The sequence below is a fragment of the Pseudomonas sp. RIT778 genome (genome assembly GCF_019718735.1).
Classification (GTDB): Bacteria; Pseudomonadota; Gammaproteobacteria; order Pseudomonadales; family Pseudomonadaceae; genus Aquipseudomonas; species Aquipseudomonas aphyarum.
In genome coordinates, this window is the sequence record NZ_JAIHBA010000036.1 from 26,418 (window position 1) to 48,081 (window position 21,664).

Genomic DNA, 21,664 nt, shown 5'->3' on the forward strand with positions numbered 1-21,664 from the left:
CTGTCATTCGACGGCGGACGCTTCAATCTTGTCCAGGCGCGGCGCCTTGCCATTGCAACGACGCTGATCCTGACGCTGGGCCACTTCCTGCACCTCACGGCGAGTTACGAGGTCGGCCAAGCTGATACCGCTGAGAAATTCGTGAATCTGCAGGCTCAGGTCGCACCACAGGTGATGGGTCAGGCAGGTGTCACCGGAGTGGCAGTCGCCCTGGCCCTGGCATTTTGTTGCATCGACCGATTCGTTCACCGCATCGATCACCTGAGCCACCTGGATGCCCTGCATGTCGCGGGACAACTGGTAGCCACCGCCCGGACCGCGAACACTGGAAACCAGGTTACTGCGGCGCAGCTTGGCGAAAAGCTGTTCGAGATAGGACAGGGAGATGCCTTGGCGCTCGGAGATATCGGCCAGGGACACCGGCCCGTGTTGCGCGTGCAACGCCAGGTCAAGCATGGCGGTCACGGCGTATCGGCCTTTTGTAGTCAGTCGCATGGACAATTACCACGGAGTTCGGAATGGGCGGGAGTATGCAATTCCCGAGCATTTAAGTCAACTATAAGACCTAGTGCTTTAGTCGGGTTTACCCGCAAAAGAGCGCGCGAATGATAGCAGGGTCTGCGGCCTAATGGCACACCGGTCGGCAGCAGCCCTGCAAGTGCGTCAGTGGAGCTTGGATTCGTCCTTGCCCTTGACGCAGGCAAAGTCTTCTTCACGCAGCTCGGGCAGGTCTTTCGCACAGTAATTACTGCCCAGATCCTTCAGCGCGCCGCACATCCCCTCCAGACGTCCGTCCACCGCTTGCAGGTGATCGAGCAACTGGCCGATGGCGCGCGCCACCGGATCGGGCATGTCTTCGCTGACGCCGTAGGCATCGAAGCCGATCTTCTCGGCCATCGCCTTGCGCTTGGCGTCCGCCTCATCATCGGACTTGACGATGATACGCCCCGGAATCCCCACCACAGTGGCGCCCGGAGGCACTTCCTTGGTGACCACGGCATTGGACCCGACCTTGGCGCCAGCACCCACAGTGAACGGACCGAGCACCTTCGCACCCGCCCCCACCACAACGCCATCGCCGAGGGTCGGGTGACGCTTGCCTTTGTTCCAGCTGGTACCACCCAGGGTCACGCCCTGATAGATCGTCACGTCATCGCCGATTTCAGCGGTTTCGCCGATCACGATGCCCATGCCATGGTCGATGAAGAAGCGTCGACCGACCTTGGCACCCGGATGGATCTCGATCCCGGTGAGCCAGCGACCGAAGTTCGACACCAGCCGTGCCAGCCATTTCAGATCGTTGCGCCAGAGCATGCCGGCCAGTCGATGAATCCAGATTGCATGCATGCCGGGGTAGCAGGTCAGGACTTCAAAAGCGTTACGCGCCGCCGGGTCTCGGTGGAATACGCTCTGGATATCTTCACGCAAACGCTCGAACATCATTAATCCTTCCGCTTAAGGAGCTCGCCACGGGCCGCTTTCTGGGTTTCCGTGAGGATGCCACGCAAAATATTCATTTCCGCCCGGCTGACCGAGCTGCGTCCGTACAACCGGCGCAGGCGCGCCATCAAGTGTCGCGGCTTTTCCGGATCGAGGAATTCGATGGCCACCAGAGTCTGCTCCAGGTGTTCATAGAACCGCTCCAGCTCATCCATGGTCGCAAGCTCTGCGCTTTTCACGGAGGCGACTTCTTCCTTCTCGATCTTGGTCGGCTGACCTTGTGCAGCCAGCCACGCCATGCGCACTTCATAACTCAACACCTGCACCGCCGCCCCGAGGTTCAGCGAGCTGAATTCAGGATCGGAGGGGATGTGCACGTGATAGTGACATCGCTGCAGCTCGTCGTTGGTCAGGCCGGAATCTTCACGACCGAACACCAGCGCAATTTCCGCGCCCTGCCCGGCCTCCTCGACCACTTTGGTCCCGCACTCGCGCGGATCCAGCAATGGCCAGGGAATGCGCCGATCACGAGCACTGGTGCCGAGCACCAGATTGCAACCGACCAGGGCGTCTTCCAAGGTGGCGACGACTTGCGCGTTTTCAAGGATGTCACCGGCACCGGAAGCACGGGCATCGGCTTCGTGATGCGGAAAGACTCGCGGATCAACCAGTACCAGGCGCGACAGGCCCATGTTTTTCATGGCGCGCGCGGTCCCGCCGATGTTTCCCGGATGGCTGGTGTTGACCAGGACGACACGAATATTTTGCAGCACGGCGGGCGCTCTCGGACTCGGCAAAGGGGTGCAAATCTTACAGAACAGCCTACCGTTAAGCTATGAAAGCGAACAGCGACCTTCACCTGAAGAAAAGTTCTGATAGAATGCGCGGCTTTCTTTAACAACCTTAGGTGACACATCCATGCAGCCCATGCTGAATATCGCGCTGCGCGCCGCCCGCAGCGCCAGTGAACTGATCTTCCGCTCCATCGAGCGCCTGGATACCATCAAGGTCGACGAAAAAGACGCCAAGGATTACGTATCCGAGGTCGATCGCGCCGCCGAACAGAAAATCATCGACGCCCTGCGCAAGGCTTACCCGAATCACTCGATCATGGGTGAAGAGACCGGTCTGCACGCCGGCACCGGCATCGAAGGCGAAGAATACCTGTGGATCATCGATCCGCTGGACGGCACCACCAACTTCCTGCGCGGCATTCCTCACTTCGCTGTCAGCATTGCCTGCAAATACCGTGGTCGCCTGGAACACGCCGTTGTTCTGGATCCGGTTCGCCAGGAAGAATTCACCGCCAGCCGTGGTCGCGGCGCTCAACTGAACGGTCGTCGCCTGCGTGTCAGCGGTCGTACCAGCCTGGACGGCGCTCTGCTCGGTACAGGTTTCCCGTTCCGTGACGACCAGATGGACAACCTCGACAACTACCTGGGCATGTTCCGCGCCCTGGTTGGCCAGACTGCCGGCATCCGCCGCGCCGGTTCGGCGAGCCTGGACCTGGCTTACGTTGCTGCTGGTCGTTTCGACGCGTTCTGGGAATCAGGCCTGTCCGAGTGGGACATGGCCGCTGGCGCCCTGCTGATTCAGGAAGCAGGCGGCCTGGTGAGCGACTTCACCGGCGGTCACGACTTCCTTGAGAAAGGCCACGTTGTTGCCGGCAACACCAAATGCTTCAAGGCAGTTCTGACGGCGATCCAGCCGCACCTGCCGGCCTCGCTGAAGCGCTAAGCGTTTCGCGAAACCAAAAAAAACACCCTTCGGGGTGTTTTTTTATGGGCATGAAAAAGCACCCCGAAGGGTGCTTTTCCTATAAGCCATCAGCCAGTTACTGGCCCGGCTCGTTCTGCGACAGGATCAGCTTGCCTTCCTTGTCGACCGGGATCTGGTTGCCCGGATCACGATCCATCCGCACCTTGCCTTCCTTGCCGTCCAGCGAATACCGGACGTCATAGCCCACGACCTTGTCGCTGATGTCATTCACCGTGTTACAGCGAGTCTGGGTCGTGGTGTAGGTATCACGCTCCTGCATACCCTCCTGAACCTTGTTACCGGCGTAACCACCACCGACCGCACCGGCCACCGTGGCAATCTTCTTGCCGGTGCCGCCGCCGATCTGGTTACCCAGCAGACCACCTGCCAGCGCACCGACCACGGTGCCGGCGATCTGGTGTTGATCTTTCACCGGCGCCTGCCGGGTCACCGTCACATCCTTGCACACTTCACGTGGAGTCTTGATCTGTGTTTTGACCGGTTCTACGGCCAGCACTTGCGCATACTCAGGGCCGCTTTTAACCAGGCTGTAGGTGGCAACAGCACCCCCGGCAGTCACACCGACAGCACCCAATACCGCACCAACCAGCAACGACTTGTTCACATGAACCTCCTGACCATCACATGCGGGACGCGCCCGCGCTTCTCCCAGCCTTGGAGCAAAAAAAAAGACGCGAGTTCAACTCGCGTCTTTTTTGACTGACAGCCGGGAAAACGATGGCCGTTATGGACGGTCGTCGACTTCCTTCTCGGTGTTGACCGGCGGAATCAGGTCTTCGGTCGACAGGTTCAGCCAGATCAGCACCACGTTGGCGATGTAGATCGACGAGTAGGTACCCGCCAGAACACCCACCAGCAGCGCCAGGGAGAAGCCGTACAGGTTGTCACCGCCGAAGAACAGCAGCGCCGCAATCGCCAGCAAGGTCGAAACCGAGGTCGCGATAGTCCGCAGCAGGGTCTGGGTGGTCGAGATGTTGATGTTCTCGATCAGCGTGGCCTTGCGCAGAACACGGAAGTTCTCACGCACCCGGTCGAACACGACGATGGTGTCGTTGAGCGAGTAACCGATGATCGCCAGTACCGCCGCCAGCACCGTCAGGTCGAAGGTGATCTGGAAGAACGACAGGATACCCACGGTCACGATCACGTCGTGGATCAGCGACACGATGGCGCCGACCGCAAACTTCCACTGAAAGCGGAAAGCCAGGTAGATCAGGATGCCGCCGAGCGCCAGCAGCATGCCCATGCCGCCCTGGTCGCGCAGTTCTTCACCGACCTGCGGGCCGACGAACTCGACGCGCTTGACGGTCGCCGGGTTGTCGCCGCCGACCTTCTGCAGCGCTTCCGCCACCTGATGGCCCAGCTGCGGGTCTTCACCCGGCATGCGCACCAGCAGATCGGTGGTCGCGCCGAAGTTCTGCACCACGGCTTCGTGATAACCGGAAGAAACCAGCTGCTCGCGCACTTTGGTGACATCGGCCGGACGCTCGTAGGTCAGCTCGATGAGCGTACCGCCGGTGAAGTCCAGACCCCAGTTCATGCCCTTGTGGAACACACTGAAGATTGCCAGCAAGGTCAGAAATACAGTGACGCCGAACGCAAAGTTGCGGACGCCCATGAAGTTGATTGTACGTAACATGGCAGCCCCTTAAATCCACAACTTCTTGAAGTCACGACCGCCGAAGATCAGGTTGACCATCGCGCGGGTGACCATGATGGCCGTGAACATCGAAGTCAGAACCCCGAGGGACATGGTTACTGCGAAGCCCTTCACCGGGCCGGTGCCCATGGCGAACAGGATGCCGCCGACCAGCAAGGTGGTCAGGTTGGCGTCGAGAATCGCAGTGAATGCCCGACCGAAGCCTTCGTTGATTGCACGCTGCACGGTCATGCCGGCGGCGATCTCTTCACGAATCCGCGAGAAGATCAGTACGTTGGCGTCGACCGCCATACCCATGGTCAACACGATACCGGCGATACCCGGCAAGGTCAGCGTGGCGCCCAGCAGCGACATCAGCGCCAGCAGCAGCACCATGTTCACCGCCAGTGCAACGGTGGCGATCAGACCGAAGAAACGGTAGATGGCGATGATGAACAGCGAGACGAACAACATGCCCCACAGCGATGCATCGATACCCTTGGTGATGTTGTCTGCACCCAGGCTCGGGCCGATGGTGCGTTCTTCAGCGAAGTACATCGGAGCAGCCAGACCACCGGCACGCAGCAGCAGCGCCAGCTCGGACGACTCGCCCTGGCCGTTCAGGCCGGTGATACGGAACTGAGCACCCAGCGGCGACTGAATGGTCGCCAGGCTGATGATCTTCTTCTCTTCCTTGAAGGTCTGCACCGCGACGTCTTTCTCGACGCCGTCGACCACTTGCTTGGTGTAAGTGGTGACCGGGCGCTGCTCGATGAAGATCACCGCCATGCTGCGACCGACGTTGCTGCGGGTCGCGCGGCTCATCAGCTCGCCACCGTGACCATCCAGACGGATGTTCACTTCAGGCGTGCCGTGCTCGCCGAAACCGGCCTTGGCGTCAGTCACCTGGTCACCGGTGATGATCAGGCCACGCTCGATCTGGGCAGGAGGACGATTGCCTTCGCGGAATTCGAAAGTTTCGGAAGTGGCTTTCGAAGCACCCGGCTCTGCAGCCAGACGGAACTCCAGGTTAGCCGTCTTGCCGAGAATACGCTTGGCTTCGGCAGTGTCCTGCACGCCCGGCAGCTCAACCACGATACGGTTGGCGCCCTGACGCTGGACGATCGGCTCGGCAACACCCAGCTCGTTGACGCGGTTACGTACCGTGGTCAAGTTCTGCTTGATGGAGTATTCACGGATTTCCGCCAGCTTGGCCGGGGTCATCGCCAGACGCAGCACCGGTTGACCGTTGAGGTCGGCCGGAACAATGTCGAAATCGTTGAAATTCTTGCGGATCAGCGCACGGGCCTGCTCGCGGGAATCAGCATCGCTGAAGCCCAGCTGAATGGCGCCATTGAGTTGCGGCAGGCTGCGATAACGCAGTTTCTCTTTGCGCAACAGGCTCTTGACGTCGCCTTCGTAGACTTTCAGGCGGGCGTCGAGGGCTTTGTCCATGTCCACTTCCAGCAGGAAGTGCACACCACCGGACAAGTCCAGACCCAGCTTCATCGGGTGCGCGGCCACACTGCGCAGCCATTGCGGGGTGGTTTGTGCCAGGTTCAGCGCGACGACGTAGTCATCACCCAATGCCTTGCGGACAACGTCCTTGGCCGGCAGCTGGTCTTCAGCCTTGGTCAGACGGATCAGACCGCCCTTGCCGTTCGCAGCCAGGCTCGAAGCCTTGACGTTGATCCCGGATTCCTTGAGCGCGGTGCTCACGCGATCCAGATCGGCCTGATTGACCTGCAGGGCCGTGCTGGCGCCGCTGATCTGAATGGCCGGGTCATCGGGGTATAGATTCGGAGCGGAATAAATCAGACCGATCGCCAGCACCGCCAGGATCAGAATGTATTTCCACAGAGGATATTTGTTCAGCATCACGCCGCCCGTTATGAACGCGGGGCGCCTTGCGCGCCCCGTCGATTGAGTAGAAGTTGGAACCTTAGATCGCTTTCAGCGTGCCTTTTGGCAGCGTGGCGGCGATGGCGCCCTTCTGGAACTTCATTTCCACGGTGTCGGAAACTTCCAGAACCACGAAGTCATCGGCCACTTTGGTGATCTTGCCGGCGATGCCGCCGGTGGTGACCACTTCGTCGCCCTTCTGCAGGCTGCTCAGCAGGTTCTTCTGCTCTTTGGCGCGCTTGGCCTGTGGACGCCAGATCATCAGGTAGAAGATGACCAGGAAGCCGACCAGGAAAATCCACTCGAAGCCGCCGCCCATAGGCGCTGCAGCCGGTGCAGCCGCGTCAGCCATGGCATTAGAGATAAAAAAGCTCATTTAGCACTCCAGTTGCAAATGTTGAATCTTGGGGTCAGAAAACTCAGTCCAAAGGCGGAACGGGAAGCCCGCGTTTGGCGTAGAAGGCATCGACAAAGGCGGCCAATGTACCCTGTTGAATAGCCTCGCGCAAACCAGCCATCAGCACCTGATAATGGCGCAAATTGTGGATGGTATTGAGCATGCTGCCGAGCATTTCGCCGCACTTGTCCAGATGATGCAGATAAGCGCGGGAGAAGTTCTGGCAGGTATAGCAATCGCAGGTCGGATCCAGAGGCGAATCATCATGGCGATGGAACGCGTTACGGATCTTCAGCACGCCTGTATCAATGAACAGATGCCCGTTGCGGGCATTACGGGTTGGCATCACGCAATCGAACATGTCCACACCGCGGCGCACACCCTCAACCAGATCTTCCGGTTTGCCAACGCCCATAAGGTAACGAGGTTTGTCAGCCGGCATCATGCCCGGCAGGTAGTCCAGCACCTTGATCATTTCATGCTTGGGTTCGCCCACCGACAGACCGCCGATGGCCAGGCCATCGAAGCCGATCTTGTCCAGGCCTTCCAGCGAGCGCATGCGCAGGTCCTGGTGCATGCCGCCCTGGACGATGCCGAACAGCGCCGCCGTGTTGTCGCCATGGGCATTCTTCGAACGCTGAGCCCAGCGCAACGACAGCTCCATGGACACACGGGCCACGTCTTCGTCAGCCGGGTACGGGGTGCATTCGTCGAAGATCATCACGATGTCCGAGCCCAGGTCGCGCTGGACCTGCATCGACTCTTCCGGGCCCATGAACACTTTCGAGCCGTCGACCGGGGAGGCGAAGGTCACGCCCTCCTCCTTGATCTTGCGCATGGCGCCGAGGCTGAACACCTGGAAACCACCGGAGTCGGTCAGGATCGGGCCTTTCCACTGCATGAAATCGTGCAGGTCGCCGTGCTCCTTGATCACTTCAGTACCCGGGCGCAGCCACAGGTGGAAGGTGTTGCCCAGAATGATCTCCGCGCCGGTGGCGACGATGTCACGCGGCAACATGCCCTTGACCGTGCCGTAGGTGCCCACCGGCATGAAGGCCGGGGTCTCGACGGTGCCACGAGGGAAGGTCAGACGACCACGACGAGCCTTGCCATCGGTGGCAAGCAACTCGAAAGACATACGACAGGTGCGACTCATACGGATTCCTCTGGGCCGCGGGGGGCGGGATTACGGGTGATGAACATCGCATCACCGTAGCTGAAAAAGCGGTATCCGTTATCGACCGCGGCTTTGTAGGCAGCCATGGTTTCCGGATAACCGGCGAAGGCCGAGACCAGCATCAACAGCGTGGATTCGGGCAAATGGAAATTGGTGACCAGCGCATCGACCACATGGAACGGCCGGCCCGGGAAGATAAAGATGTCGGTGTCGCCGCTGAACGGCTTGAGCACGCCATCGCGGGCGGCGCTTTCCAGCGAACGCACGCTGGTGGTGCCGACAGCGATGACTCGACCGCCGCGCTCACGGCAAGCGGCGACTGCATCAACTACGTCCTGACCGACTTCCAGCCACTCGCTGTGCATGTGGTGATCTTCGATCTTCTCGACGCGCACCGGCTGAAACGTGCCGGCGCCGACGTGCAGTGTGACGAACGCAGTCTCGACGCCCTTGGCGGCGATCGCTTCCATCAACGTCTGATCGAAATGCAGCCCGGCGGTCGGTGCCGCCACCGCGCCGAGTTTCTCGGCATACACGGTCTGATAGCGCTCGCGATCCGAACCTTCGTCCGGGCGGTCTATATAAGGAGGCAACGGCATGTGGCCGACGCGATCGAGCAGCGGCAGCACTTCTTCGGCAAACCCCAGCTCGAACAGCGCATCGTGACGCGCCAGCATCTCGGCTTCGCCGCCGCCGTCGATCAGGATCTTCGAACCCGGCTTCGGCGACTTGCTGGAACGCACATGGGCCAGCACGCGATGGGTATCGAGCACGCGTTCGATGAGGATTTCCAGCTTGCCGCCGGACTCCTTCTGCCCGAACAGGCGCGCCGGAATCACCCGGGTATTGTTGAACACCATCAGATCGCCCGGGCGCAAATGCTCCAGCAGATCAGTGAATTGACGGTGTGCCAGGGCGCCGCTGACCCCATCCAGGGTCAACAGGCGACTACCGCGACGCTCGGCCAAAGGATGGCGGGCAATCAGCGAATCAGGAAGCTCGAAGGTAAAGTCAGCAACGCGCATGATGGGGTTCGTCTAGCAGGGCCGGAAAGTCTAGCGGAAATATCGAAAATTGACCATGAAACGTGATTGACCAACGGTAGGCACCTCTTTATACTTCGCCGCCATTGAGCCCTGATGGCGGAATTGGTAGACGCGGCGGATTCAAAATCCGTTTTCGAAAGGAGTGGGAGTTCGAGTCTCCCTCGGGGCACCACATAGCAGTATCTGAGAGTCTCTACCAGCCTCTCAGACCCAGAGAAACCGGCCACTTGGCCGGTTTTTTTGTGCCTGTCTGTCTCCCCCTGTCTCCCCTTATCCGTTGTATCCCTGTATCCCTGCTTGTATCCTGAGAAAAATACCGAACTTTGGGATACAAGGATGAAGCGCGCAGACATCAAGCGCCGCCCTCTCGCTGACACGACACTTGCGGGATTGGAGCCGGAATCAAAGGAATACAGGGAGCTGGATGGAAACGGCCTCTACTTCAGGGTTAAACCTGATGGTGGTAAATCCTGGCAGCTCCGCTACAAACGTCCGGCGGGCAATTGGGCTTGGATGGGGCTCGGGGGTTACCCGGAAGTAAGTGGTGCGTTGGCAAGGGACAAAGCTGCCGATCTACGGAAGGTAGTGAGTAGCGGTGCCGATCCCCTAGAACAAAAGCGATCCGCGAAAGCTGCTATCGATGCCGCCAAGACCCGAACCTTTCGAGCTGCCGCTGATGCCTGGCTGAAGGCAAAAGAGGAAAAGGGTCTCGCACCCTCCACCCTCAACAAAATCCGCACCTACCTCGACAAAGACATACTCCCGGCACTGGGCGATAAGCCTCTAGACGAAATCACCCGTACCGACTGCGCGGAACTCCAAGCATCCATCGAAGCCCGGGACGCACACAACGTGGCGGAAAAGTGTCGCACTTGGATCAATCAGATATTCGGGCGAGCCATCGGTTTGGGCCTCACGGAAAACGATCCGGGCAGTCGCCTACGAGATATTGCAGCCCAGGCCCCGAAGACTCAGCAGCATCCTCATTTGCTTGAGCCTGAGTTGGCAGAATTCCTTCAAGCACTCAAAAACACTCCCAGCAGGCTGACGGCCCGGACTGCAGCATGGCTCTGTATCTGGACCGCATCTAGACCGGGCATGGTTCGGTTAGCTGAATGGAAAGAGTTCGACCTTGATAAAGCGCTATGGACGACACCTGCCGCCAAGATGAAGATGCGAAGAGACTTTGTGTGCCCACTCCCTAAGCAAGCGCTTTCCGCTCTAAAAGAACTTCATTGCCTCACAGGTCGTAGTCGCTGGCTGTTCCCTGGTGTGGGCGCTAAGAATCCAACGATTAGCGAAAACACCATCAACAAAGTCTTCGCGACGGTTGGTTACAAAGGTCGCTTGGTTGGTCATGGTACTCGTCACACCGCCAGCACACTGCTCAGGGAACACGGCTGGCCGAAAGAGCATGTCGAAGCGCAGCTTGCTCACAAAGAAGAGGGAATATCCGGGATATACAACAAGGCTCAATACCTTGAGCACCGGGTGAAGATGATGCAGTGGTATGCAGATCACCTTGATGCGTTGGCAAGCGAAAAGGTGATCAAGGGACAATTTGGAAGAGCGGTATGAATGCACTTATCCATACCACCTTCAAAAACCGTGTAACAAGTGTTACTCGTGTAACGATGCCGGCCAAACACCCGGATTCATTGGCCTTCAATCCCGTTACACTCCAGCACGCCATTCCGTACACTCGAAGTAACGCACGCCGATTGTGTAACGTTACATCAGGCCCCTTGCCTGCTGCGGGCAGACACTCCCTCACTCTTGCCCATGGCGCAAAGCTCGCTGGTTACTCTTCCAACCCGCAGGGCGCGGGACAGTGCGTTGCACGTCGAGAACCAATCGCATGATTGATACCCACCCGATCTTGCACTCGGCGCTAACCGCTGGCCTGATCCAATATCTCTCAGAGCAGCCACTCTACGAGTTCTGCAATGAACAGATCACTGACGTGTGCGAGCTGATCAATCAGTGCTGCATTCGCATCCAGACCGGCGATATTAACAGCGACATGAGCAGCATGTGCATCCAAACAACGATGCATGAGGAGGCTATTTTTCAGTACGCCTCAACCGACAAACAAAACCGTCTCGCTCATTGGGTTCGCCAATACAGCAAGTGTCATTCAGCATCGGAACGCGAGGCATATGCAGCCTACGTCATGGCCTGCGCAGTAAAAACGCTGAGCGCCTTAGCTGATTGGATGCGCTCCACCGAACAAGAGGCTTGGTCGCATGTTGCCGAGCCTCCGACGGATTGGCCGTGGGACCTTTATTGTCAGGTTGTGGAAAGACAGGTCGATCCAAACGAACGTATTGAGGCATTGGACCAGTACGTGCTGTTTTTGGAGCCCATAACAGCCCTACCCTGCTTGATCAGTGACGAGCTGACCCCAATCGCTTACAGGGCAATCGAGAACGCTATCCGCACTAAGGGGGGCATCATCAGCGGAATGGAGCGTAACGAAGAGATAGGCGCACGGGATACAGCAATCATTAGGCAAGGTCGACACTACGTGTCTAGCGGAATGTCACGGCGAAACGTGACCACGGCGGTTCACGCCTGGCTGGAACGGGAGGTGTCCAAACCACTCAAACAGCGCGCTGAGTGGGTGACAATGGAAACAGAAAAAGCGCTAACCCGCAAAAGCGTGGAGGGAATCCTCAAGCGCAATTTTGTGGTGTGACCGATATTTCAATGTCATTTCAAATGGAAGTGAACTGCTCACCGCCGACCAATTTCTAGACCATTGCTCTCGTTGTCCAAATCAATCGAGAGCAATACCTATGAACACCTCTGTCACCGATTTTCCCCGCAATACTCCCGCCAACGCCGCCTCACTTTTTGATGCCGCTTCAACTCTAATCCGCATGCGCGAAGTGGAAGGCATCGTGGGGATGAAGCGTTCGACCATCTACAAACTGATGCAACGCACCGACTGCGGCTTTCCCCAGCCCGTCAAACTGAGCAACAGCAACGCACGCGGCGCCCCTGTCGCCTGGGTCCTTTCTGAAGTTCAAGCGTGGGCGCGCAGCCGCATCGAGGCACGTGATCAGGTGGCTGCATGAGCCACAAGACTGCAAACAACGCTTTGATGCACCCCTTTTCGGTGTTGCGTCGGATCGGTTTCTCGTCTCGCGTCATGCAGCGTCTTGAACGCTACCGCAGCCAGCAGGACAGGCAAGGTCGCGTTGTCAGCGTGCTCAGTTGGGCCGACGGCACCTGGTGCGCCCTCTCCCTCCACTGCGAAAAAACCGGGGCCGTGGTCGTCGACGAAGGCCAGCAGATCGACGCGTACGAAGACGCCCGCTCCATGCTCAGCGGCGGATTTCTGCCCCTTCTCTCCCTGCGCTGGGAAGCCCATGCCTGAAACGAAAACGCCTCCGGGGGCGATCCGGAGGCGTTGAGGTCAATCTACATGCACGAACAATTTATGCCGCACCTGAAAAATCCGCAAGCCATCAGCGCAGTTGCACTTTCGAAACACGGACGTTACTCTCTGACCGTCGCTGCAAATTCAGCGACCGGACTTGGCCGTCCGAATCGCAAAAGGCGCACAAGCGCCCTCCATCCGAACGCAGGCGCTTTTTTTGTGCCCGTCGTATCGTGTTATGGCGGCTGTGCGTGGGACACCTTCGGGTGTGCCGGGTCCCTTTTGCCCCGGTCGGCCAACCCGCGTACAGCTGTCACCATTCCTTGCTTGGCCGCAAGCGGTGGCAGCTCCTCAGCAAAAGGAGCTCTACATGCACGCCATCAATCCGTCCAAAATTCGCGCCGCTGCACACCGAGCAATGGCTCTCGCCGCTTTACACGCCAACTCCAGCCTCGCTACACGTCTATCTCGTTACAACGCTCACATGGCCAAAGCCCGCGCGCTCGAAACCGCAGGCGGTGCCCAATGAACAACACCCTGAGTTTTGCCCTGCCCGAAGATCTGCTCTGCGTGAAACCAACCGCAGAAGCCGGCGTACCTATCGACGCCATCACCTGCGCCATCGACCGCGCTGACTCGGTACTCACGCTGCTGGAAGATCACTTCGAAAACGAATCCTCGCGCCTTGCCAATCACATCATCGCCGCCGTCCTCTGGGACGTGCGCGGCACCCTCGGACTGATCAAGACGCTCGCCATGCACGGCGATAACACCTCAACGCCTGCGGTGCAGAAAGGTGGTGCGCTATGAGCATTTCCACGACACCGGGCCACGCTACCTTTTCTCGCGTTAATGCCACCGACCTAAAGCTATTTCGGGTGAATGCCGGAGTACCCGTCGAAGACGCGCTGGAGATGGTGTCGTTGCTGCAGCATCACGCGAACCAGCTCAGTTTCGACGCTGCCATGAGTGACCACGGCGAGCGTTTCAGTTGGCCCGCCCTATACCTGGGCGAGATGGCCAAAGCGCTGATCGACGACATCAACGATGCGCTTTTTCTGCCGAGGGCTGACACATGAGCCAACGACCGAACAACGCTAAACGTCCGAGCTTTGCCAACGTGAAAGCCGCCGCGCTGAAAGACATTGATCGTGTCTTGTCGCACTGGCTGCCCAACGGCAAGCGCGTGGACGGCGGCAAGGAATACACCGCTCCGAATCCGACTCGCAGCGACAAGCGTGCCGGTTCGCTCAAGGTCAACTTGAGCAAGGGCACATGGGCGGATTTTGCTACCGGCGACAAAGGCGGCGACCTAATCGATCTGGTGCGCTACTTGGACGGTGGCACCGACGTCGAGGCTTGCAACAAGCTGGCCGACCTCCTAAACGTCGCGCCGGGCGCCGCCAAGACAATGGCAGCACCGACCAAGCCCAAGGCGCCGACATGGAACGCCATCCAGCCGATCCCGTCCGAGGCCATGAACAAGTGCCCGGCTAAGCACCGTGAACACGGCGTGCCATCCAAGGTGTGGATCTACCGCGACGTGCAGGGTCAGCCGCTCATGGCGCTGTATCGTTTCGACCTCGGCCCGGATGAAGACGGCAATCCGAAGAAGGTCTTTGCACCGCTGACGTGGTGTCAGCGCGCCGATGGTCAAACCACGCAATGGCGCTGGCAGGGTCTGCCGGATCCACGTCCGCTGCTGCGCCTCGATGAAATGGCCGAGCGCACTGACGCACCGGTGGTTCTGTGCGAAGGCGAGAAAGCTGCCGACGCTGCCACCGAACTGCTGCCGAACTACGTGGCAACCTGTTGGCCGAACGGTTCCAACTCCTGGCACAAAGCCGACCTGACGCCGCTCAATGGACGCGACGTTGTGTTGTGGCCGGACAACGACGACAGCGGTAAAACATGCATGGCCACCGTTGCCGAAAAGCTGCGCGAAATCGGCGCCGCTTCGGTCCGGGTCATCGCGCTGGAGGTGTTCAAACGCAAGCCGACGCTGAAGAACGACCGCGCCGCGTTCGCCAAAGGTGGTCAATGGAACGACGGCGACGATGCCGCCGATGCGCTCAACAAAGGCTGGACCGCCGGCCACTTCGCCGAACTGGCAAGCAGCGGCGAGCTGTTCGGTGTGATTGAGGAAGCGCCGGTAGTTAACCAGGTGAAAGCCGAGTCGGAACCGGAACCGAAACCAAAAGCACCGGCCAAGCGACCGGCAAAATCGAAAAACGATCTGATGCCCGGTGGCTTTCGACTGACGCCCGAAGGCGTGTTCTATGCCGGCGACGACGGTGAGGCACGCCCGGTGTGTTCGCCGCTGGCAATCCTTGCGCGTACTCGTGACGAAAAGGGCCACAACTGGGGCTTGCTGGTCGAGTTCGACGACCCCGACGGCACCAAGAAACGCTGGAACATCCCGGCGCGCACCATGACCGGTGACTTCGGTAAAGACGTACTCGGCCCGCTGGTGGACATGGGTTTACGTCTGGCCGGCAGTCGCTCGGGGCGCAATGCCCGCAACGATTTGCAGAGTTATCTGGGCGGCTTTGACAGCGCGCAACGGGCGCGTCTGGTCACTCGTTTGGGTTGGCATGACAACGCCTTTCTGTTGCCCGAGCAGCAGGTCGGCATGCACGCAGAACACCTGCACTTCTACGAGGCCGGCGCGCAACTTCCGCCGATCAGCGAAGCGGGCACGTTGGAACAGTGGCAACAGCAGATCGGCGCGCTGTGCATCGGCAACCATCGCTTGGCGTTTGTCGTCGGCGTGGCTTTTGCCGGTCCGCTGCTGCACATGCTCGGCCATGAATCGGGTGGCTTTCACCTGTACGGCGATAGCTCCGGTGGCAAGACCACGCACCTGCAAGTTGCCGCCTCGATCTACGGCGGGCCGCGTCTGGTGCGCTCGTGGCGCTCGACCGACAACGCGCTGGAGTCGATCGCTGCCGCGCATTCCGACGGGCTTCTGGTGCTCGATGAAATCGGCATGTGTGATGCCCGGATCATCGGCGAGACGGTGTACATGCTCGGCAACGGCACCGGCAAAGCCCGCGCCAATGATCGAGGCCAAGCGGGCCGACAGGTGCAGGAGTGGCGCTTGTTGTTCCTCTCTACCGGCGAGAAGACCTTGGCGCAGCACATGGCTGAAGCCAACAAGGAACTGAAAGCCGGCATGGAGGTGCGCATGCTCGCCATTCCGGCCGATGCCAGCAAAGGCCTTGGCATGTTCGACACACTCAATGGTTTCGAAGACGCCGCCGCTCTTTCCGACGCACTCAAGGCGCGCGTGGCGAACTACTACGGCACCCCGCTTACCGCGTTCCTGACCGCGCTGTGCGAACCCGGCAAGCGCCACGGCTGGGCAGCGATCCTGCGGCGCACGCTGGAAGGCTTTATTGCCCAAGCGCTCCCCGCCTCTGCCAGTGGACAAGCACACCGTGCTGCGGCGCGCTTCGGCCTTGCAGCGGCCGCTGGTGAGCTTGCCACCGCTATGGGCATCACTGGATGGCCGGACGGCACGGCTACCACCGCCGCTCGGGTGTGCTTGAACGCGTGGCTCCATGAGCGCGGTGGCGCCGGTAACTTCGAGGGCGATGCGATCTTGGCGCGGCTGCGCCAGGTCATCGAGCGTTTTGGAGAAAGCCGCTTCACCCGCTGGGAGTCAGCAGCGGCCAAGATCGATGAACACGGCCCGCGCACCATCGACCGCCTCGGGTTTCGCAAAACGTTGGAACACGGCATGGGCGACACCATGCACACCACCAACACCTACTACGTGCTGCCCGAGGCGTGGCGCTCAGAGATTTTCCGGGGCATGAACATCAACGCTGTGAACAAGGAGTTGTTGCAGCGCGGAGTGCTGGAGCCGGCCAGCGATGGGAAGGCATCGAGTCTGGTCCGGTTGCCCGGGCTTGGGCCTCAGCGCTGCTACATCGTGAAAAGGATTCCAGGAACGGATGAGAGCGAGGCTCGGGCCGCCTGAAGGCACGTCCGCTGATCGAGGTAGCGCCGGCTTATTCCCGGCCTCGCCAGCCGCTCATTCAACCCAAATCCAATTTTTGAAGGAACAAGACAGATGAACGAATTCCAAGCTTCTACTGAACAACACGAACTGCTGGCCGGCCGCGAGAACAACTGGCTAGCACTGCCGGTTTCGAACAGCACTGCCGCGACAGGTCATTGTGACAAGAAGCAGCGGTTGATCGATGAGATCAACCAACTGACCGCCCAACGCAATAAGCATCTGAGCGACGCTGAACAGCACCACACCAAGATCGCGCCGTTGGAGGCGCTATTGGAAGGCGAAGAAGTCATCGAGGAGGAACGGCTGACCGAAATTCGCAAGGAGCACAGCAGCCTGAAAGTTCCTTACGACGCCAGTAAACACCGTGCCTGGCTGCTCGATGCGAAGATCACTCGCCGCGAGAAACTACTCAATCATGAAACCCTGATGGCGGGTTACACCGAGTCGATGGCGAACTGGAAAGCCGACGAACAAGAACTCAACGAAAAACGCGACAGCCTCAGCACCCGCCTGGCGCAGATCCATCAGCAAGCCGAAGAGGACATGACCAAGGCCCGGCAAGCCGAAACCGATGCCGCCACCGCCTACGCGCAGGCAGTGGCCTGGGGCGATACCGAGGGCGAAAAAAACGCCAATGCCGACGCACAGAAGGCCGCGAAAAATCTAGCGACGGCGACCGAACACAATCGGCGTCAACACCTGATCATCACAGCACTGGAACAAGAGCTGGCCATTGTCGACCAGCACATTGCCGAGGCGCAAAGGGAACATCAAACCATCCAGAGAACAGCCATGTCGCTGGCCCGGACAGTGTTGGAGGAACGGTGGAACGAACAAGCGCAAGCGCTGATGGAGTTGGGCGGCAAGCTGTGGAATGTGCAAGGCATGTTGGGAGGGGAACACCTCAGCCTGATGAAGTTAGTGCTTCCACAAGAAGGCGAAGACTTCCACAGCTGGACCTGGCGCGAACTGTTGGATCGATCCGGCAAGTACAGCGTGCAAGACATCCTCTCGCTGTAACTCGCTTAACCACCGAAACAGCCTACGCAGGTAGGCTGTTTGAACCACCACAGGCTACAAAATGATCATTCAATTTGACCTTAGAAACACCCCCAACTGGAAAGAACTACTGAAAGCACGAATAGTCTCCTTAAAGGAAATGCTGGAATTCGTGGACAAACCCCGCATAAAAACGAAAGTCGAGATTCTCACCGTAAAATTGATCAAGGCGGAGATCATCAGCATCCGAGAGTATCTGAAACTTTCAGAATAGCGCTGAACTTATTAGCCGAACGAGCATTCAAACAGTCATCAAACGAACATAGGAAACGAACATGTCTAAACTTGCCGAATACCGTCAGCTGGAAAAACACCTCGCCGAGCAGCTCCAAGCACTGGAAACTATGAAGAGCGACGGTGCACTGAAAAAAGAGATTGAGTTCGAGACCAAGCTGCGCGAACTGCTGAATCAGTACGGCTTCAGCCTCAAGCACATCATCAACCTGCTGGATCCACAAAGCACGAAGCGCGCGCCTACGCCGGCCGCGGGACCGGGCAAGCGCAAACCTCGTGAGCTGAAGGTCTACAAAAACCCGCATACCGGTGAAGTGGTTGAAACAAAAGGCGGCAATCACAAGACGCTGAAAGAGTGGAAATCCAAGCATGGCGTCAATGAGGTAGAAAGCTGGTTGACTAAATAACACCCAATAAGAAAAGGCCTCTGCAGAGGCTTTTTTTTCACATCTAACCAGACAACTTTTCCAGTAAACCTCAAGGTTAGTTTGCTTTGTTAACTCGATACCTATTTCAAGATAATACTGCAATAGCTAATGATCGATTTGCGCCCCCCCTTTCAGTAAGTTATCGATAACCGCTTCCAAAGCTTTAAATTGCTATAGGCACCTCTAAGAAAGCTCTTGATAACTGGTTTTTAGGAATCTTGCAACTTTTGTGAAAGCAGCTCGTTTCAAGCCTACCAGATCCAATCGAAGACGCGAATTGATATCTACATCATGTATTTTGTCGCTATTAAGCGTCAGGATATATTGTTTTTGCGCAAAGACATCCTCATTATCGCTGAGATAATTCAAGCTTTTAATAAGCGTATCATAATCGACATCAAAGATATTATCATGCACCAACAAACCAGGATGACGCCTACCTGTTTCAGCATTTATAAGCAATCCGATATCGTACAGAAAAACTTTCTCGCGCTCGTTACTATGACTCCCATCATCATATATACGCAGTTCAAACTTTATAATTTCTTTCTTTTTTGTAACTTCCACTTCAAAGGAGCTCAGGCGATTTCCAGCAACATTCTCATGTATATCTAGAATAGTCTTCTCCAGAGAGTCGATCACGTCAGACGAGTTAACTACCAAGCTGTCTAGCAGAAAAATCAGTCCATCCCGCTCATTGGTTTTTTCCTTCTTTTCACGCTCATAATCAGCGAGCTTCTTAATAAACGCGGAAAGGGATGCGTGATCCTCTACCTTTCTTTGATAAGCCGCAATAGTTTGTCGAAGGTTTTTCAGAGCGCCCTTCTGGTCAATGAGTGAAAGCTTTTCTCTGTACAGCCGGTCAAGCCGAAGAATTTTTTCACCTATGTCCTTGAGGCTATCTTCAAGCTCCCTCCGCCGCCCATCAATCAACGTTTTTTGGAAGTGATCAATTCTCTTCTTGAACGCCGTAACCTCTTCAATTTGTTTTTTTATAAGAGTACCGAGACCCTCTTTGAACTGATTGTAGAGTTCAGCAACCTCATGTTCATCGATATAGTTATCACCTCGAAACAATTTTATTTTCGAAAGTTCGGTCTTGATAACTGCCTGTCTTGATCGAAACGCATCCAACTGCGTTTCAATTTCAATTACTTCATCCTTTACAATATCATAGCCTTCAACATTCTCAAGACGCTCCATTTCTTGATGTATTCTCTCAACCTGACTGGTCAACTCATTTAAATCAGCCTTAGCCTCGGAAACGTTTTTTCCCGTGATGGCGACAATATTTTCTTTTGCTTTAGAGATGGCCTTCCCTGTTTTATCTATCTCCCCTAAAAGACTTTTTGCCTGCTTGTAAGGCTTTGGATCAATATTTAGTAAAAAAAGATGAGGTGTATAATCCGGCGGAATATTTTTCTCCGTATCAAAGCACTTGATAATAGACTTAAACTCTGACCGCTCGTCTCGTATCAGCGGGCCTAGCATGGAGCGGAAAGAGGGAATACTTTCATCGTTGGAGGATCCAAACAGCAATGCGGTTAGATATCTAGTGGCATCCTCAATATCGTTGCAAGCTCTACTCTCGCCATCTACGATCAACATCGGGCACTTATAGCTTTCGATACTCCTTTTAATTGTCACACACCTACCATTAATTTCGAAGTCCACGCAAATCAGTGTACTATGGGGAAATGCTTCGTTTGGAATCAGGGAAACCCTGCTATCTTCATGACGCTTTAATAAGCCATAGTTAAGAAACTCAACCGCCATCGACTTGCCGACGCCGTTAGTTTTAACGTTACCCTCTGTAGTTTCACCAAGAATTAGATTAATCCCATCTTGAAATACAATCGGATCAAAAACTTGGGGCTCGCTATATAGCTTTCTTATCTTTAACATTTCGCGACCAGATATGGTTCATGAAAATCAATTATATCCAAGGAGTATAAAAATAGCATCGCGTAATAGATACTTCTAGCGTTAATTCCGCCAGCTTTAGCCATCGCCTTAGCAATGTCAAAAATGCTCACCTGGGACTCTTCAGACTCACGAAGTAGTTTCAAAATTTCAAAACCGAGCACGGGCGCTGATTTTCGCAAGTCGTCGTCTTTAGAAAACAAATTAGGCAAGTGGCACCTCCTTAAGCGGAAATATATTACACTTTACTAGCTGGTCTATTACATAAAACTTTGCAGCCCCAGCATCAAAAGCATAGCCATTGCCTCCCAAAAGGACCTTAAAACTCTCAATTATTTTATTGAGTGCTTTTTGGGGATCGCCACCGCATTCCGTCAAAACAGCGTCGCTGTATTCCTTCAGATAGTTAGCAGCTCGCCGCAATTTAACCTGTCCAAAGTCAGATTCTTTCTTAACAGCCTCTAACACAGCACCATATTCAACATAGCCGTCATTATACATCTCAACAAGAAACTCAGAGTGCTCCTGAAACCGCTTGAATATTTTTCTATCTGGATCAGGCTCCTCAATGTAGCCATTCCCCGCACCCGCATGAGTTTCATCACTGATATATTCTATGATACCGAGCACGGTTAGAACCTCGTTCGGCAAAGATTTCTGTACCGGCAAACAAAGTTCAGCATCGAGATAAGCTGCAACAGACCTTAACTTTTCAAGATCACGATCGCTATTTATTTTTTTAATTAGATCCTCTACATCAAGAATATCTTTCTTTGTATCAAGAACATATTCCGACCCGCCAATGGTCGGAGCCTCGTGATTGGACTTCTTGACAATATTAATAATTAGCAGCTTGTCGAATTTTTTATGCAGCCCTTTTTCTACAAACTTCTCCACAGTGTACCTTGTTTTACTCAGGGCAGACGTGGACGTCACCTGTATAGCAACTCTGTTCTGTTCGTCACCCAAATCGATGGCAGCCGCATTCGGATCAGCGATATTTATATTCTTTAAACTATAGCCATAAACCAGATTCAACAGACCACAGTAGAAGTCCTCAGCGCCATGATTAATATCCGTCAGGCTCAAACTATTTTGATACTCAACCTGCGTCTTCAACCAGGAAAGCGCCTTGATTATGCTCTTCTGATAATCAATTCGATTCATAAATAATCAACATCCATCCCTTGATGATCATAAACTTCTATATATCGGCGGTAGCGCGATT

General features: G+C 56.4%; 23 protein-coding genes and 1 tRNA gene. 12 read left to right on the forward strand and 12 right to left on the reverse strand.

Features of this window, described 5'->3' with window-relative positions; all coding sequences use genetic code 11:
• Window positions 1-3 precede the first annotated feature (3 nt).
• From iscR to trmJ, 3 genes are all read right to left on the reverse strand, one after another.
• The gene (gene iscR, locus K5E37_RS23880; protein WP_007956690.1) at window positions 4-495 is read right to left on the reverse strand and encodes a Fe-S cluster assembly transcriptional regulator IscR; all 492 of its coding nucleotides are present in this window, start codon (window positions 493-495) and stop codon (window positions 4-6) included.
• A gap of 168 nt (window positions 496-663) precedes the next feature.
• Window positions 664-1,440, reverse strand: a complete 777-nt coding sequence (cysE, locus tag K5E37_RS23885; RefSeq protein ID WP_007956691.1) for a serine O-acetyltransferase — start codon at window positions 1,438-1,440, stop codon at window positions 664-666.
• A gap of 2 nt (window positions 1,441-1,442) precedes the next feature.
• Window positions 1,443-2,213 carry a tRNA (cytosine(32)/uridine(32)-2'-O)-methyltransferase TrmJ gene (trmJ, locus tag K5E37_RS23890; protein WP_007956692.1) on the reverse strand — a complete coding sequence of 257 codons (771 nt, stop codon included), beginning with the start codon at window positions 2,211-2,213 and terminating at the stop codon, window positions 1,443-1,445.
• Between the two features lie 145 nt (window positions 2,214-2,358).
• Here trmJ and suhB point away from each other — a divergent pair, with 145 nt between their 5' ends.
• A complete protein-coding gene (gene suhB / locus K5E37_RS23895; RefSeq protein ID WP_007941397.1) occupies window positions 2,359-3,177 on the forward strand; it encodes an inositol-phosphate phosphatase in 819 nt (272 codons plus the stop codon).
• 97 nt (window positions 3,178-3,274) lie between these two features.
• Here suhB and K5E37_RS23900 read toward each other — a convergent pair whose 3' ends face one another.
• The 6 genes from K5E37_RS23900 to queA form a co-directional block, all read right to left on the reverse strand.
• Entirely contained in the window at window positions 3,275-3,823 is a 549-nt protein-coding gene (locus tag K5E37_RS23900; RefSeq protein WP_007956693.1) for a glycine zipper 2TM domain-containing protein, read from the reverse strand.
• Between the two features lie 120 nt (window positions 3,824-3,943).
• On the reverse strand, window positions 3,944-4,858 hold the full coding sequence (gene secF / locus K5E37_RS23905; protein ID WP_007956694.1) for a protein translocase subunit SecF: 915 nt from the start codon (window positions 4,856-4,858) through the stop codon (window positions 3,944-3,946).
• Between the two features lie 9 nt (window positions 4,859-4,867).
• Window positions 4,868-6,736 (reverse strand): protein translocase subunit SecD, encoded by a 1,869-nt coding sequence (gene secD / locus K5E37_RS23910; RefSeq protein ID WP_039765691.1) that lies wholly within the window; start codon window positions 6,734-6,736, stop codon window positions 4,868-4,870.
• A 64-nt stretch (window positions 6,737-6,800) separates the two neighbouring features.
• Window positions 6,801-7,136 (reverse strand): preprotein translocase subunit YajC, encoded by a 336-nt coding sequence (gene yajC, locus K5E37_RS23915; protein ID WP_007956696.1) that lies wholly within the window; start codon window positions 7,134-7,136, stop codon window positions 6,801-6,803.
• Between the two features lie 43 nt (window positions 7,137-7,179).
• Entirely contained in the window at window positions 7,180-8,295 is a 1,116-nt protein-coding gene (gene tgt, locus K5E37_RS23920) for a tRNA guanosine(34) transglycosylase Tgt (protein WP_161794909.1), read from the reverse strand.
• Between the two features lie 14 nt (window positions 8,296-8,309).
• Window positions 8,310-9,359 carry a tRNA preQ1(34) S-adenosylmethionine ribosyltransferase-isomerase QueA gene (gene queA, locus K5E37_RS23925; RefSeq protein WP_007956699.1) on the reverse strand — a complete coding sequence of 350 codons (1,050 nt, stop codon included), beginning with the start codon at window positions 9,357-9,359 and terminating at the stop codon, window positions 8,310-8,312.
• A 108-nt stretch (window positions 9,360-9,467) separates the two neighbouring features.
• On the opposite strand from queA, the gene K5E37_RS23930 reads away from it, so the two are divergent.
• The 11 genes from K5E37_RS23930 to K5E37_RS23980 all read left to right on the forward strand — a co-directional run bounded on the left by K5E37_RS23930 (window position 9,468) and on the right by K5E37_RS23980 (window position 18,492).
• Window positions 9,468-9,552 (forward strand) — tRNA-Leu (locus tag K5E37_RS23930).
• Window positions 9,553-9,716: 164 nt separating this feature from the next.
• Window positions 9,717-10,958 (forward strand): tyrosine-type recombinase/integrase, encoded by a 1,242-nt coding sequence (locus K5E37_RS23935; RefSeq protein ID WP_221535333.1) that lies wholly within the window; start codon window positions 9,717-9,719, stop codon window positions 10,956-10,958.
• Between the two features lie 280 nt (window positions 10,959-11,238).
• Window positions 11,239-12,078 (forward strand): hypothetical protein, encoded by an 840-nt coding sequence (locus K5E37_RS29515; protein WP_260404453.1) that lies wholly within the window; start codon window positions 11,239-11,241, stop codon window positions 12,076-12,078.
• Window positions 12,079-12,178: 100 nt separating this feature from the next.
• Window positions 12,179-12,460: an AlpA family transcriptional regulator gene (locus tag K5E37_RS23945; protein ID WP_221535334.1), complete on the forward strand. Its 282-nt coding sequence runs from the start codon at window positions 12,179-12,181 to the stop codon at window positions 12,458-12,460.
• Window positions 12,457-12,762 carry a hypothetical protein gene (locus tag K5E37_RS23950; RefSeq protein ID WP_122601761.1) on the forward strand — a complete coding sequence of 102 codons (306 nt, stop codon included), beginning with the start codon at window positions 12,457-12,459 and terminating at the stop codon, window positions 12,760-12,762. Before K5E37_RS23945 ends, K5E37_RS23950 begins: the two co-directional genes overlap by 4 nt.
• A 373-nt stretch (window positions 12,763-13,135) precedes the next feature.
• Window positions 13,136-13,294 (forward strand): hypothetical protein, encoded by a 159-nt coding sequence (locus tag K5E37_RS23955; RefSeq protein WP_165368377.1) that lies wholly within the window; start codon window positions 13,136-13,138, stop codon window positions 13,292-13,294.
• Window positions 13,291-13,575, forward strand: coding sequence for a hypothetical protein (locus K5E37_RS23960; protein ID WP_221535335.1), 285 nt, complete (start codon window positions 13,291-13,293; stop codon window positions 13,573-13,575). Before K5E37_RS23955 ends, K5E37_RS23960 begins: the two co-directional genes overlap by 4 nt.
• The gene (locus K5E37_RS23965; protein WP_085641054.1) at window positions 13,572-13,844 is read left to right on the forward strand and encodes a DUF3077 domain-containing protein; all 273 of its coding nucleotides are present in this window, start codon (window positions 13,572-13,574) and stop codon (window positions 13,842-13,844) included. Before K5E37_RS23960 ends, K5E37_RS23965 begins: the two co-directional genes overlap by 4 nt.
• Window positions 13,841-16,750, forward strand: coding sequence for a DUF927 domain-containing protein (locus K5E37_RS23970; protein WP_221535336.1), 2,910 nt, complete (start codon window positions 13,841-13,843; stop codon window positions 16,748-16,750). Before K5E37_RS23965 ends, K5E37_RS23970 begins: the two co-directional genes overlap by 4 nt.
• Before the next feature lie 219 nt (window positions 16,751-16,969).
• Window positions 16,970-17,812, forward strand: a complete 843-nt coding sequence (locus K5E37_RS23975) for a chromosome segregation protein SMC (RefSeq protein ID WP_221535362.1) — start codon at window positions 16,970-16,972, stop codon at window positions 17,810-17,812.
• Window positions 17,813-18,126: 314 nt separating this feature from the next.
• Window positions 18,127-18,492: a histone-like nucleoid-structuring protein, MvaT/MvaU family gene (locus tag K5E37_RS23980; RefSeq protein ID WP_221535337.1), complete on the forward strand. Its 366-nt coding sequence runs from the start codon at window positions 18,127-18,129 to the stop codon at window positions 18,490-18,492.
• A 204-nt stretch (window positions 18,493-18,696) separates the two neighbouring features.
• Here the strand turns inward: K5E37_RS23980 and K5E37_RS23985 are convergent, their stop codons facing one another.
• Genes K5E37_RS23985 through K5E37_RS23995 form a run of 3 tightly spaced genes read right to left on the reverse strand, consistent with a single transcriptional unit; the run spans window position 18,697 to window position 21,603 of the window.
• Window positions 18,697-20,418: a DUF2326 domain-containing protein gene (locus tag K5E37_RS23985; protein WP_221535338.1), complete on the reverse strand. Its 1,722-nt coding sequence runs from the start codon at window positions 20,416-20,418 to the stop codon at window positions 18,697-18,699.
• On the reverse strand, window positions 20,412-20,648 hold the full coding sequence (locus K5E37_RS23990) for a hypothetical protein (protein WP_221535339.1): 237 nt from the start codon (window positions 20,646-20,648) through the stop codon (window positions 20,412-20,414). Before K5E37_RS23990 ends, K5E37_RS23985 begins: the two co-directional genes overlap by 7 nt.
• On the reverse strand, window positions 20,641-21,603 hold the full coding sequence (locus tag K5E37_RS23995) for an SMEK domain-containing protein (protein WP_221535340.1): 963 nt from the start codon (window positions 21,601-21,603) through the stop codon (window positions 20,641-20,643). Before K5E37_RS23995 ends, K5E37_RS23990 begins: the two co-directional genes overlap by 8 nt.
• Window positions 21,604-21,664 lie beyond the last annotated feature (61 nt).

Excerpts from the sequence above, each read along its gene's own strand:
- iscR (WP_007956690.1), bottom strand. The coding sequence starts at position 495 with ATGCGACTGACTACAAAAGGCCGATACGCCGTGACCGCCATGCTTGAC.
- cysE (WP_007956691.1), bottom strand. The coding sequence starts at position 1,440 with ATGTTCGAGCGTTTGCGTGAAGATATCCAGAGCGTATTCCACCGAGAC.
- suhB (WP_007941397.1), top strand. The coding sequence starts at position 2,359 with ATGCAGCCCATGCTGAATATCGCGCTGCGCGCCGCCCGCAGCGCCAGT.
- secF (WP_007956694.1), bottom strand. The coding sequence starts at position 4,858 with ATGTTACGTACAATCAACTTCATGGGCGTCCGCAACTTTGCGTTCGGC.
- secD (WP_039765691.1), bottom strand. The coding sequence starts at position 6,736 with ATGCTGAACAAATATCCTCTGTGGAAATACATTCTGATCCTGGCGGTG.
- yajC (WP_007956696.1), bottom strand. The coding sequence starts at position 7,136 with ATGAGCTTTTTTATCTCTAATGCCATGGCTGACGCGGCTGCACCGGCT.
- tgt (WP_161794909.1), bottom strand. The coding sequence starts at position 8,295 with ATGTCTTTCGAGTTGCTTGCCACCGATGGCAAGGCTCGTCGTGGTCGT.
- queA (WP_007956699.1), bottom strand. The coding sequence starts at position 9,359 with ATGCGCGTTGCTGACTTTACCTTCGAGCTTCCTGATTCGCTGATTGCC.
- K5E37_RS23935 (WP_221535333.1), top strand. The coding sequence starts at position 9,717 with ATGAAGCGCGCAGACATCAAGCGCCGCCCTCTCGCTGACACGACACTT.
- K5E37_RS29515 (WP_260404453.1), top strand. The coding sequence starts at position 11,239 with ATGATTGATACCCACCCGATCTTGCACTCGGCGCTAACCGCTGGCCTG.
- K5E37_RS23945 (WP_221535334.1), top strand. The coding sequence starts at position 12,179 with ATGAACACCTCTGTCACCGATTTTCCCCGCAATACTCCCGCCAACGCC.
- K5E37_RS23950 (WP_122601761.1), top strand. The coding sequence starts at position 12,457 with ATGAGCCACAAGACTGCAAACAACGCTTTGATGCACCCCTTTTCGGTG.
- K5E37_RS23955 (WP_165368377.1), top strand. The coding sequence starts at position 13,136 with ATGCACGCCATCAATCCGTCCAAAATTCGCGCCGCTGCACACCGAGCA.
- K5E37_RS23960 (WP_221535335.1), top strand. The coding sequence starts at position 13,291 with ATGAACAACACCCTGAGTTTTGCCCTGCCCGAAGATCTGCTCTGCGTG.
- K5E37_RS23965 (WP_085641054.1), top strand. The coding sequence starts at position 13,572 with ATGAGCATTTCCACGACACCGGGCCACGCTACCTTTTCTCGCGTTAAT.
- K5E37_RS23970 (WP_221535336.1), top strand. The coding sequence starts at position 13,841 with ATGAGCCAACGACCGAACAACGCTAAACGTCCGAGCTTTGCCAACGTG.
- K5E37_RS23980 (WP_221535337.1), top strand. The coding sequence starts at position 18,127 with ATGTCTAAACTTGCCGAATACCGTCAGCTGGAAAAACACCTCGCCGAG.
- K5E37_RS23985 (WP_221535338.1), bottom strand. The coding sequence starts at position 20,418 with ATGTTAAAGATAAGAAAGCTATATAGCGAGCCCCAAGTTTTTGATCCG.
- K5E37_RS23995 (WP_221535340.1), bottom strand. The coding sequence starts at position 21,603 with ATGAATCGAATTGATTATCAGAAGAGCATAATCAAGGCGCTTTCCTGG.